This window comes from Actinoplanes sp. NPDC049265 (assembly GCF_043197135.1).
Lineage (GTDB): Bacteria > Actinomycetota > Actinomycetes > Mycobacteriales > Micromonosporaceae > Actinoplanes.
In genome coordinates, this window is the sequence record NZ_JBICSP010000001.1 from 680,761 (window position 1) to 692,514 (window position 11,754).

An 11,754-nucleotide genomic window follows, 5' to 3' on the forward strand; every position below is an offset into this window, starting at 1 on the left:
GGCGACAGACACCCCACCGCCCGGAGCCGGCACGCGAAAGACACCGGCAGCAAACGCCCCACCAGGGTTATGCCGAGGGCGGCTTTGAGGGTGAGGCCGTGGCCGAGGACGCATCGGAGCCGGCACGCGAAAAGGCCCGCAGACGCGAAAGGGCCGGACGAGCACCATCGGACCGGGGCCGGACACGCGAAAGGCCCCGTCCGGTCCGAGCCGAACGAGGCGTTTCGACGAAAGATCAGGCCGGCGCGACGGCGCGCGAGCGGCGCATCGTCAGCACGTACTCGACCAGCGAGATCAGCACGTTCTTGGTCGACTCGCGGTTACGCGCGTCGCAGCTGATCACCGGCACCTCGGTCGAGATCGCCAGCGCGTCGCGGACGTCCTGAGCGTTGTGGTACTGCATCCCGTCGAAGCAGTTTATGGCGACGAGGTACGGCAGCCGCCGGTGCTCGAAGAAGTCGATCGCGGCGAAGCAGTCCGCCAACCGGCGGGTGTCCACCATCACGACCGCACCGATCGCACCGCGGACCAGCTCGTCCCACATGAACCAGAACCGCGTCTGTCCGGGCGTACCGAACAGATACAGGATCAGGTCCCGGTCGATGCTGATCCGGCCGAAGTCCATCGCCACCGTGGTTGTCGTCTTACCCGGCACCTGCCGGTTGTCGTCGACACCCACGCCGGCGGAGGTCATGATCGCCTCGGTGGTCAGTGGGGTGATCTCGGAGACGGACCCCACCAGCGTCGTCTTACCGACGCCGAACCCACCGGCGATGACAATCTTCGCCGATGTGACGCGCCCAGCACTCGGGCGACGCGACGTGTCAGAGCCTGCGAAGTCCACTCAGCACCCTCTCCAGCAGTTCCGTGCCCACCGCATCGGTCTCGTCCTCCAGCGACGTCGGCTCGTACACCGCGACCAGGCCGTCCGAGGCCATGTCCGCGACAATCACTCGAGCCACGCCGAGCGGTAGTTGCATGCGTGCCGCGATCTCCGCCAGCGACTGAACTCTGCCGCCGTCACACATCGCCGCTATGTATTGGTGCTCGCTGCCGCCGCTGTTGCGACCGACCCCCGCCGAACGGCCTCGGACAGTGGTCTCAACGAGCGCTTCAAGCGCGATCTCAAGCTTGGGCCGGGTACGGCCACGGGTCACGGCGTACGGCCTTACCAGCGCGCCGGTTGGCTCATCGCGTTCGGGCATCGTCACCGCTCACCTCCACCCCATGCTCAGCCCGGTCAAAGTGTCTCTTGTTTTTCATCTTCTGGACAACCGCCGACAGTTCCGGCGGCATGCCCGTTCAGCCGAGCACCCCGGCCGCGGAACGCGGAGCCGGAGTCAGTGCCTCGCCCACCCGGTCGACCAGGAGAGCCATCTCGTAGCCGACCTGACCGACGTCACAGCTGCGGGCCGCGAGGACCGCGAACGACGACCCGTCGGAGATCGACATCAGGAAAAGGAACCCGTTGTCCATCTCGACGACCGTCTGCAGCACGGCCCCACCCTCGAAGCACCGGGCCGCGCCCTGCGTGAGGCTGACCAGCCCGGAGGCGATCGCCGCCAGCTGATCGGCCCGGTCCCGCGGGAGGTCCCGCGAGGCCGCCAGGAGCAGACCGTCGGCTGAGACCGCGATCGCGTGAGCGACCCCGGGAACGCGGTCGGCGAAGTTGGCCAGGAGCCAACCGAGATCCTGCGTTGATGTCATGCCTCATGCTCCTTGCCAGCCTGGAAAGACTGCTGCCCGCCCGAAGTTCCCTCCGGATTGGTCGATTGTTCCTTGGTGCGGCCGCGTTGCACACCCCGGTGGTACGCGGACAGCAGACCACGAACAGCCTCGGGTGTGCGACGTTGAGTGGAAGTTTCCGCCCGATCGACGCCGCCGGGGACGAGCTGTGCCATCGGCTTGCGCTTCGGCAGACCCGCCGTGGTGGTGGCCTCGACGGGGGTCTCGGCCGCGGCCCGGGCCGCGGTCCAGCCCTCGTCCGCGGCGGTTTGCCAGGGGCCGTTCGCGGTGGCCGCACCGGCGCCGGCGACCGCGCCGACCGGGTCGAGGTCACGCGACTCGACCGGGGCGGGCTGCGGCTGCTGCGGCACACTGCGGGTCGGCTCGCCGGTCGGGATCCGCTGCGACACTATCGCGTCGTCGGTGGGATCGGCCGGCCGCTTGGCCGTGGTGAACCAGGCCGACTCGAGCTCCCGGAAGATCGGCAGCTCCATGGTCTCGTCGGCGTACTGCCCCTGACCGCCCTCGGCCCGCTGCCGGGCCTGCGCCGCGGCGATCTGCGCGGCCGCGGTGGCCTGCGCCTCAGCCGCCTGCGCGGTGGCCGCCTCGTGGGCCGCGACGGCGCGCTCGGAGTCGGTCCGCGGCGCCGGCTGGGTGCCGGGACGGTTCTCGGGGCGGTAGCGCGGCAGCTCGGCCGTCATGTCGAGCGCGGCGGCCAGGCTCTCGGGCACGTGCGGGGTGTTGTCCCGCTCGGGTGCGACCGGCGGCCAGGCCGGCGGTGCACCGGCGCCGTTGGTGGGTGCCGGGTACGCCTCGGGCTCGGGCGGCTGCGGCGGGGTGGCCGGGCCACGGTCGAACGGCGACGAGGACGGAACCGGCGGGGCCGACACCGGGGGCGCCGGCGGACCGGAGACCGGCGGCGGGCCGAAGCCGCGCCCACCCTGGCTTTCCGGGTTGGACGGCAGCTGGCGCGGGATGGTCGGCGACCCGAAGCCGTTCATCGTGTCGGTGGCGTCCGGCCGGAAGCTCTCGCCGTTGCGGCGCTGCGGCAGGCCGTCCGGGCCGGCAAAGCCCTGCGGGCCATCCGGGCCGGCGAAACCCTGCGGGCCGTCCGGGCCGCCGAAGCCTTGCGGGCCGTCCGGTCCGCCGAAGTTCGACGGGCCACTGGGGATCGGCGGGATCGGCTCGTTGCTGCGCGGCCCGTGGAAGCCGTTGCTGCCGTTCGAGCCGTTGGCCATGCCGCCGCCGTTGATCGGCGGCATCCCGCCGCCGTTGGTGGGCGCACCGGTGAGGTCGGACCAGGCCGGCACCGACCGGCCGGTGCCGAGCATGCCACCGTTGGGCATCGGCGGGTTCGGGTCGAACGGACGGCCACCGGGGTAACCGCCGCCGCCTCGGCCGCTCTCCAGGGCCAGCGGCTCGGGGAACGCCGGACGGGCCTGGGTGACCGCCGGGTCGCCGCCGAACTGCGGCTGCTGCGGCTGCGGCTGGCCGGACGGGAGCCGGTTGCCGCCGGCGGAGGAGATCAGGACGCTGATCGGCAGGCCGACCTCGGCGACGGTGCCGCGCTCGGCACCGGCCGGGCGAAGCTCGACCTTGACGCCGTGCCGGTTGGCCAGCCGGGCGACCACGACGAGGCCCATCATCCGGGAGACGGCCACGTCCACCATGGGTGGGTTGGCCAACCGCTCGTTGAGGTCGCGCAGCTGCTCGTGGCTGATGCCGATGCCGCGGTCCTCGACCGAGAGGATGGCGCCGTCGCCGAGGCGGCGGGCCTCCACCAGCACTGTCGAGTTGGGCGGGGAGAAGGCGGTCGCGTTGTCGAACAACTCGGCGACCAGGTGGACCATGTCGTTGACCGCGTGCGCGGCCACCTCGATGTCCCGGTCGACGGTGCCGAACTCGATGCGGGTGTAGTGCTCGACCTCGGACTGCGCGGCGCGGAGCACGTCGATCAGGGCGGCCGGCTCGCGCTGCACGCGGGTCGAGTCGGCGCCCGCGAGGACCAGGAGGTTCTCGTCGTTACGGCGCATTCGGGTGGCCAGGTGGTCAAGCTGGAAGAGCTCGGCCAGGCGGTCCGGGTCTTCCTCGCCGCGCTCCAGCCGGTCGAGGTGACCGATGAGCCGGTCGACCAGGATCTGCGAACGGCGGGCGAGGTTGACGAACATGGTCGCGACCGAGGCCCGCAGAGCGGCCTGCTCGGCCGCGGTACGCACGGCTTCCAGGTGGACCGCGTTGAACGCCTCGGTCACCTGCCCGAACTCGTCCCGGCTGCGGACCGGGAGAGGCTCGGCGACCTGGTCGGCCACCTGGGCCGGGGTCAGCGAGCTGGACAGTGACGGATCCCGCAGCCGGTTGACGGCGTGCGGCAGGCCGTACTGCGCGACCGACAGCGCGCCCTGGCGCAGTTCGCGCAGCGAGCGGGCCATCGACCGGGCGACCAGCCAGGCGAACAGGATGGCCAGCAGCAGCATGCCGAGCAGTGCGCTGGTCTCGATGAAGACCTCACGCTGCACGCCGTCACGCAGGTCGGTGGCGGAGCTCACGATGGCGGCGTCGAACCGGGTCTCGACCTGGCGGAAGAGGCCGTTGTAGCCGGTCAGGGCCTGTTCCCAGCCGGCCAGGGTGAACGGGATGTTCTTGGTGTTGGCGCCTTGGAGGGCGCTCAGCGGAAGGATGAAGTTGGTGGCCTGGCGCTTGGCCTCGCCGTCGACCGTGCGCCTGAAGTCGGTGACCTCGGCCGGGGTGCCGACCTGGGTGAGGTTGGCGTCGGCGAGCTGGAAGCCGGAGTCGGCCAGGTCGAGCTCGCGGCGCAGGGCGACGGTCAGGTCGCCCTCGTCGACGATCTTGATGCCGACGTCGCGGGTCTGGGCGGTGAACTCCTTCATGCGGGCCACCGCGGCGGCGGCGCGCATGTGGTCGCCCAGGATGTTGTCACCGGCCAGCTGGGCCGAGACGTCGCGCACGTTCAGCAGGTCGCCGATGATCCGGCCGTAGGTGAGGTCGACATCCTCGACGTCCCGGTCACCGTTCGACACCTGGGTGCGGACGACCGGCAGCTCGCTGAGGTTGAGGTCGAGCCGGCTCAGCAGCGTCTTGACGTTGTCCTGACCGTCGAGGTCGAGAGCGGCCTTCTGCTGCGAGTACGGGACCTTGGCCGCGTCCACCTTGGGGTGCACGGCTTGGTATTGCTGCAGGGCCTTGGCCCGGACCGGGTCGTTCTTGCGACCCTTCTCGTCCGGCTCGAAGGTCCGGGCGATGGTGACGGCGGACGCGCGCTCGTTCTGGAGCTGGTCGACCAGCCCACCGGAAGCCTGCGACAGAACCGCCAGGGTGCGTGCCTGCTCGGCGTTGCTCGCCTCTTCGATGTGGTCGACCAGACCGTTCACGCCGACGATGATCGTCGCGAGCGTGGGGACCAACATGATCAGGCCGAGTTTCGACCAGATGGGCAGATCCCGCAGCCGTCCGGCCGGCCGCCGAAGACGCGACATGACGCCGTTCGCCGGCTTGGGGCGCTTGCTCACGTCACCGTCCTCCTGATTCGGGCCCGTCGTCGGCTCGTCCGGACCCCGCAAACGGCCGACACGGGGTCGGGCCCCCGAGATTCCATCACGACGAGTGTCAAAGAGAAAGAGCAGCCGTACCCGGACCGGTTGTGTGATGCGATGTTGCGGCCAAGTGCTTTGACATCGCGTAGTCCGTCGTAACTGCTCGTATATGTGTGCGTCTCTTAGTGTCACTCCGGACGACTGATGCGACGTGGGGGATTACGTGCACCGGTCGTACTCGATCCTTCCGGATCGTGGCAGGACAGACCATTGCTCGGAAGCGGGGATACGGCAAGGTGAGTTGCCGCATTTTGCAGCTTTTGTAGACACCACTCTGTCCGAACGGATGATGCCCCTGACCGAAACGGCCAGTTTTCGGCATCGCCCGTCCGAGGTTCCGCTATGCGCGAAAAAACCTCGGTTTCAGGACAACAACTTGGCGTACGCCGGCTTGATCACGTCAGTGATGATCGCCAATCGCTCGTCGAACGGGATGAACGACGATTTGAGCGCGTTCACCGTCAACCACTGCAGATCGGCCCAGCCCCAGCCGAACGCCTCGACCAGCAGAGCCATCTCGCGCGACAGCGTGGTGCCGCTCATCAGCCGGTTGTCGGTGTTCACGGTGACCCGGAAGCTCAGGTCGCGCAGCAACCCGATCGGGTGCTCGGCGATCGAGGGCGCGGCGCCGGTCTGCACGTTCGACGACGGGCACAGCTCCAGCGGGATGCGCTTGTCCCGGACGTACGCGGCCAGCCGGCCCAGGATCGGGTCGTTGCTCGTACCCCTGATGTCGTCGACGATCCGCACACCGTGACCGAGCCGGTCCGCGCCGCACCACTGGATGGCCTGCCAGATCGACGGCAGGCCGAAGGCCTCGCCGGCGTGGATGGTGAAGTGGAAGTTCTCCCGCTGCAGGTACTCGAACGCGTCCAGGTGCCGGGTGGGCGGGTAACCGGCCTCGGCCCCCGCAATGTCGAAGCCGACCACCCCGATGTCCCGGTACCGTACCGCCAGCTCGGCGATCTCCTGCGAACGAGCGGCGTGCCGCATCGCGGTCAGCAGCGCGCCGATCCGGATCGGCCGGCCCTGCCCCGCCGATTCGGCCGCACCGTCGCGGAACCCGGCCAGCACGGCCTCGACCACCTGATCGAGGGTCAGGTCACGCTCCAGGTGGAGTTCCGGGGCGTATCGCACCTCGGCGTACACCACGCCGTCGGCGGCCAGGTCGAGCGCGCACTCCTTGGCCACCCGGTGCAGCGCCTCCTCGGTCTGCATCACCCCGACGGTGTGCGCGAAGGTCTCCAGGTAGCGTTCCAGCGACCCGGAATCGGCGGCGGCGGCGAACCAGACGCCGAGGCGATCCGGGTCGGTCTCCGGCAGGGCGTGCCCGACCGCCGCGGCCAGCTCCACGATGGTGGCGGGGCGCAGGCCGCCGTCCAGGTGGTCGTGCAGCAGCGCCTTGGGGGCCTTGACGATGTCCGCGTGTGAGATGGCTGCCATCCGACGACTCTACGGGGGATGAGCGCGTGTTGGATGGCGCATTGCCGTACCTCCGCTGCCCTGTGTGCGACGACACGGTGGCGCGCGGTGGGGAGCTCAGCCTGCGCTGCCCGCGGGGGCACGCTTTCGACATCGCCAAGCAGGGGTACGCCAACCTGACGCGCGGCCGGATGCCCCACGAGGGCGACTCCGCCCCGATGATCGAGGCCCGGGACGCCTTCCTGGCCGCCGGCCACTACGACTTCATCCGCGACGCCCTGGCCGCCGCGACCGACCCGACCGGCGGCCTGATCCTGGACGCCGGCGCCGGCACCGGGTGGTACCTGGCCGCGCTCCTCGACCGCGCCCCGGGCGCCGTCGGCCTGGCCGTGGACGTCTCCAAGCCCGCCCTGCGCCGCGCCGCCCGCTCCCATCCCCGGGCCGCCGCCGTGCTCGCCGATCTCTGGCAGCCCCTTCCGGTGGCGAGCGCCGACCTCATCCTGAACGTCTTCGCCCCGCGCAACGGCCGCGAGTTCGCCCGCCTGCTCGGGCCCGGAAAGACGCTGCTCGTCGCCACCCCGGCCGCCGACCACCTGCATGAGCTGATCGCGGCCCACGGTCTGCTCTCGGTCGACCCGGCCAAGCGGGAGCGGCTGGCCGGGACGCTCGGCACCTTCTTCACCGTCGAGCGCACCGTGACCGTCCGCCGCCGGCTCGCCCTGACCGCCGACGAGCTGCGGACGCTGATCGGGATGACACCGAGTGCCCGGCACGTGTCAGCCGACCCGGTCGCGGGTGAGGTCACCGCGGCGGTCGACGTCACCGTGTTCAGACGCTCAGATCGACCTCTTCCCAGTCCGGCGGCTGATCGTGGTACGGGCCGGTGAACACGACGGCCCACTCCAGCGCCCAGCGCCGCTGCCCGATCGCGTTGCCGTTGATGTCGCCCGGCAGCGGCCGGCCGTTCTGCTCGGCGTCCTGGAACGCCCAGTCCAGGCAGTAGTAGAGGTCGAGCAGCACGGCCGCCTCGACCGGGTCACGGGGTGACATCAGCGACCGGGACCGCCAGCGGTCGAAACCCTCGCCGCTGGGCAGGTCGGGCATCTGCTGCATCAGCCGGTCCTCGGGCGGCGCCGTCGGATCCAGGTGCTGGGCCAGGCCGAGCAGCCAGGCCAGGGCGAACACCGCGTCGTGGTGCAGCACGAACGACCGGTGGTCGCCCTTGGCGCCGATCACGAACTCCCATTCCGGCGGGGTGACCTGCTCGACCAGATGCGAGCCGAGCAGCCAGTGCATGGCGGCCTCGGTGGGCATCCCGAAGCAGCGGGCCACCACGACGTGCAGGACGGCCGCCCGCGCCTCGATCTCGGTGGTGTGGCGCAGTTCCACGGCGTCGCCGGGTTCCCAGACGAGCGGGAAGCCGGCCGGCGGCGTCGCCAGGCCCAGCCGGTCGACCTCGTCCAGGCTGGCCTTGCGTACCGCGCGGGGGTCGGGTGCGGCCTTCTTCATCGGCGGTCAGGCGATCCGATCGAGCATCAGCGGTGCGGGTACGAATTCGCCATCGTCCACCACCACGGCCTCGGCCACCAGATCCCGGGCCGCGGCGAACCGGCCGGGTTCGTCGGTGCGCAGCTCGCACAGCGGATCCCCGGCCCGCACGGTGGCGCCGGGCCGCACCCGGAGTACGACGCCGGCCCCGAAGCTGACCGGATCCTCCTTGCGGGCCCGGCCGGCGCCCAGCCGCCACGCCGCCACGCCGATCCCGTACGCGTCGATCGCCCGAACCACCCCGTCGGCCCCCGCCCGGACGACCTCGGTCTCCTTCGCCACCGGCAGCGGCGCCGAGGGGTCGCCGCCCTGTGCCCGGACCATCGCCCGCCAGCTGTCCATGGCCGCGCCCGAGGCCAGCACCGCGGCCGGGTCGGCGTCCGGCAGCCCGGCCGCGTCCAGCATCTCCCGGGCCAGTGCCAGGGTCAGCTCGACCACGTCGGCCGGCCCGCCCCCGGCCAGCACCTCGACCGACTCGGCGACCTCGACCGCGTTGCCGACGGCCAGGCCGAGCGGGGTGTTCATGTCGGTCAGCAGGGCCACCGTACGCACGCCGGCCGCCCGGCCCAGGTCCACCATGGTCCGGGCCAGCTCGGCGGCGGTGGCGGCGTCCTTCATGAACGCGCCGCGGCCCACCTTCACGTCCAGGACGAGCGCGCCGGTGCCCTCGGCGATCTTCTTGCTCATGATCGAGCTGGCGATCAGCGGGATCGACTCGACCGTGCCGGTGACGTCCCGCAGCGCGTACAGCTTGCGGTCGGCCGGGGCCAGGTCGGCGCCGGCCGCGCAGATCACCGCGCCCACGTCGCGCAGCTGAGCGCGGAACTCGGCACCGGTCAGCGACGCCCGCCAGCCCGGGATCGACTCCAGCTTGTCCAGCGTGCCGCCGGTGTGGCCGAGGCCGCGCCCGGACAGCTGGGGCACCGCCGCGCCGCAGGCGGCCACCAGCGGGGTCAACGGCAACGTGATCTTGTCGCCGACGCCGCCGGTGGAGTGCTTGTCGGCGGTCGGCCGGCCCACCCCGCTCAGGTCCATGCGCTCGCCACTGGCGATCATCGCCGCGGTCCACCGGGCGATCTCGGCCGGCGTCATCCCGCGCAGCAGGATGGCCATGGCCAGCGCGGCCATCTGCTCGTCGGCCACGGTCCCCCGGGTGTACGCGTCCACCACCCAGTCGATCTGAGCGTCGCTGAGCACCTGCCCGTCACGCTTGGCCCGGATGACGTCCACGGCCGCGAACGTCATGAGGGTTCCTCCCAGCGCACGTCGATCCCTTCCGGTGGCGGCCCCTCGCCCGCCCAGGAGAGCGAGCCGTCGGCGTCGACCACCACGATCCGCGGGGTACGGACCCGGCCCCACTCGATCGCCCCGGCGGTGACCGGAAAGTTCGGGCCCTCCTCGAGTACGCCCTTCTCGGCGTCCCCCACGTCCGAGCTGCCGGCCGACCGCTCCCAGTAGGCCGTCCAGACCTGCTCGCCCCCGGCCAGGTCGGGGTGGACGAACACGGTGCCGCGCCCGCGCCACTTGGCCAGCGCGGTCGGCACCTCGGGCACCGGCACGGCCCCGGTCACCCTTTCGATGTCCTCGGGCCCGAAGGCGTGCGGCAGCAACTCGGCCATGCGCAGCGGGCGGGGTTCGGCCTCGACCAGGCACTCCGGCCCGCCGTGCTCGTAGAGCAGCTGCCGGCACCGGCCGCACGGCATCAGCGGCGAGCCGGTGGCGTCGACGCAGGACACCGCGACCAGCCGCCCGCCCCCGGTGGCGTGCAGCGACGTCACCAGGCCGCATTCGGCGCAGAGCCCGACGCCGTAGGACGCGTTCTCCACGTTGCAGCCGACCACCACCCGACCGTCGTCGACCAGCCCGGCCACGCCCACCGGAAAGTCCGAGTAGGGCGCGTACGCATGCCGCATCGCCTCGATCGCGGCCTCCCGCAACCCGGCCCAGTCGATCTCCATGTGGCCGATTCTGCCAAAGGGTCTGTCTCGGGGGTGGACCAAGTGCGAGGCGCGGTTCAGAGTGTGGCTGACACCGGCCGCGGAGCGCCCTGAAACCGCGCTTGTATTCAGGCGCTCCGCGGCCGCTGTGAACCACACCGCAGCCCTGGTCCACCCCCGGGACCGACCCTTCGCGGTGATCTTTGTCAGCTTTTCACGTACGGCACGCCGTCGGCCGCCGGAGCGCGGACCCGGCCGACCAGACCGGCCACCGCGATGATCGTCGCGACGTACGGCAGCATGCCGAGGAACTGGCTCGGTACCGGGCTGTTGATCGAGCTCAGGAAGTACGTCAGGTTCTGCGCGAAGCCGAAGAACAGGGCCGCCGCCAGCGCACCGAGCGGCGTCCAGCGCCCGAAGATGAGCGCGGCCAGGGCGATGAAGCCCGCACCGGAGGTCATGTTCTTGGTGAACGAACCGGCCCCGATCAGCGTGAAGTACGCCCCGCCGAAGCCGGCGATCACCCCGCCGATCAGCACGTTGAGGTAGCGCAGCCCGCGGACCCGGACGCCGACCGTGTCGGCCGCGGTCGGGTGCTCGCCGACCGCGCGGGTCCGCAGCCCCCACCGGGTCCGGGACAGGCCGAAGTGGATCACCACTACCAGGATCAGAGCCACCCAGACCAGCAGCGTGGTGTTGAACAGCACCGGGCCGATGACCGGGATGTCGGCCAGCCCGGGGATCCGCCAGACCGGCATGTCCGGCGGCTCGTTGAACTTGGCCGCGTTGGGCTGCATCAGCCGCTCGTACAGGAAGCCGGTGACGCCCAGGGCGAACAGGTTGAGCACGATGCCGACGACGACCTGGTCGACCAGGAAGCGGATGGCCAGCACGGCCAGCAGCGCCGCGATCAGCACCCCGCCCAGCGCCGCGCTGAACAGGCCGGCCCAGACGCTGCCGGCCATGGTGCCGACCAGCGCGGCGAAGAACGCGCCCATCAGGAACTGGCCCTCGATGGCCACGTTGACCACGCCCGAGCGCTCGCCGAGCACCCCGGCCAGTGAGCCGAGGATCAGCGGCAGGGCGAAGACCAGGGCGCCGTTGGCCGCGTCGACGAGGGACATGAACTGGCCCGCCACCTGCCAGGACAGGAAGGACAGGACCAGGCCGACGATGCCGAGGCCGAGGAAGGCGGTCCGCCAGCGCTTGGCCACCCCGGCCAGCAGCAGCCCGCCGCAGATCAGCGTGACCACGCCGAACAGGATCGCGCCGACCTGCCCGTTGATCGAGATGGCCGGGCCCTCGTTGCCGGGGCTGAGCGTGAACCGGGCGGTCGCCGATTTGGCCACGGCCCCGAAGGCGATGGCGGCGGCCAGCCCGATCAGCACCAGCGCGGCGCCGAGCCGGCGGTGCCGGTCCCAGAAGGGTGCGGCGACCTCGGCCTCGGTGATGTCCGCGGTTGCTTCCGGCGACTTCTTCTGGGGTTTTCCGCCGCGGGCCAGCTCAGTCAT

At 71.3% G+C, this 11,754-nt stretch carries 10 protein-coding genes; 1 reads left to right on the forward strand and 9 read right to left on the reverse strand.

Going from position 1 to position 11,754, the window contains the following annotated elements:
• Positions 1 to 235: 235 nt before the first annotated feature.
• The 5 genes from ACGFIO_RS03300 to ACGFIO_RS03320 all read right to left on the reverse strand — a co-directional run bounded on the left by ACGFIO_RS03300 (position 236) and on the right by ACGFIO_RS03320 (position 6,779).
• Entirely contained in the window at positions 236 to 844 is a 609-nt protein-coding gene (locus tag ACGFIO_RS03300) for an ATP/GTP-binding protein (protein WP_392821354.1), read from the reverse strand.
• Positions 825 to 1,205, reverse strand: coding sequence for a DUF742 domain-containing protein (locus tag ACGFIO_RS03305; protein ID WP_392822568.1), 381 nt, complete (start codon positions 1,203 to 1,205; stop codon positions 825 to 827). The genes ACGFIO_RS03300 and ACGFIO_RS03305 overlap by 20 nt, the downstream gene beginning before the upstream one ends.
• 97 nt (positions 1,206 to 1,302) lie before the next feature.
• On the reverse strand, positions 1,303 to 1,707 hold the full coding sequence (locus tag ACGFIO_RS03310; RefSeq protein ID WP_014447580.1) for a roadblock/LC7 domain-containing protein: 405 nt from the start codon (positions 1,705 to 1,707) through the stop codon (positions 1,303 to 1,305).
• Complete coding sequence (locus tag ACGFIO_RS03315) at positions 1,704 to 5,252, reverse strand: nitrate- and nitrite sensing domain-containing protein (RefSeq protein ID WP_392821357.1); 3,549 nt, start codon at positions 5,250 to 5,252, stop codon at positions 1,704 to 1,706. Before ACGFIO_RS03315 ends, ACGFIO_RS03310 begins: the two co-directional genes overlap by 4 nt.
• 447 nt (positions 5,253 to 5,699) lie before the next feature.
• Positions 5,700 to 6,779, reverse strand: a complete 1,080-nt coding sequence (locus tag ACGFIO_RS03320) for an adenosine deaminase (protein ID WP_392821360.1) — start codon at positions 6,777 to 6,779, stop codon at positions 5,700 to 5,702.
• Positions 6,780 to 6,805: 26 nt separating this feature from the next.
• Between ACGFIO_RS03320 and ACGFIO_RS03325 the strand changes: the two genes are divergently transcribed.
• Positions 6,806 to 7,645: a putative RNA methyltransferase gene (locus tag ACGFIO_RS03325; RefSeq protein ID WP_392821363.1), complete on the forward strand. Its 840-nt coding sequence runs from the start codon at positions 6,806 to 6,808 to the stop codon at positions 7,643 to 7,645.
• Here the strand turns inward: ACGFIO_RS03325 and ACGFIO_RS03330 are convergent.
• The 4 genes from ACGFIO_RS03330 to ACGFIO_RS03345 form a co-directional block, all read right to left on the reverse strand.
• Positions 7,587 to 8,267 carry a DUF4272 domain-containing protein gene (locus ACGFIO_RS03330; RefSeq protein WP_392821365.1) on the reverse strand — a complete coding sequence of 227 codons (681 nt, stop codon included), beginning with the start codon at positions 8,265 to 8,267 and terminating at the stop codon, positions 7,587 to 7,589. The genes ACGFIO_RS03325 and ACGFIO_RS03330 overlap by 59 nt on opposite strands.
• A gap of 6 nt (positions 8,268 to 8,273) precedes the next feature.
• Positions 8,274 to 9,551, reverse strand: coding sequence for a thymidine phosphorylase (locus ACGFIO_RS03335; protein ID WP_392821367.1), 1,278 nt, complete (start codon positions 9,549 to 9,551; stop codon positions 8,274 to 8,276).
• Positions 9,548 to 10,306, reverse strand: a complete 759-nt coding sequence (locus ACGFIO_RS03340; protein WP_392821369.1) for a cytidine deaminase — start codon at positions 10,304 to 10,306, stop codon at positions 9,548 to 9,550. The genes ACGFIO_RS03335 and ACGFIO_RS03340 overlap by 4 nt, the downstream gene beginning before the upstream one ends.
• Before the next feature lie 143 nt (positions 10,307 to 10,449).
• Complete coding sequence (locus ACGFIO_RS03345; RefSeq protein WP_392821371.1) at positions 10,450 to 11,754, reverse strand: ABC transporter permease; 1,305 nt, start codon at positions 11,752 to 11,754, stop codon at positions 10,450 to 10,452.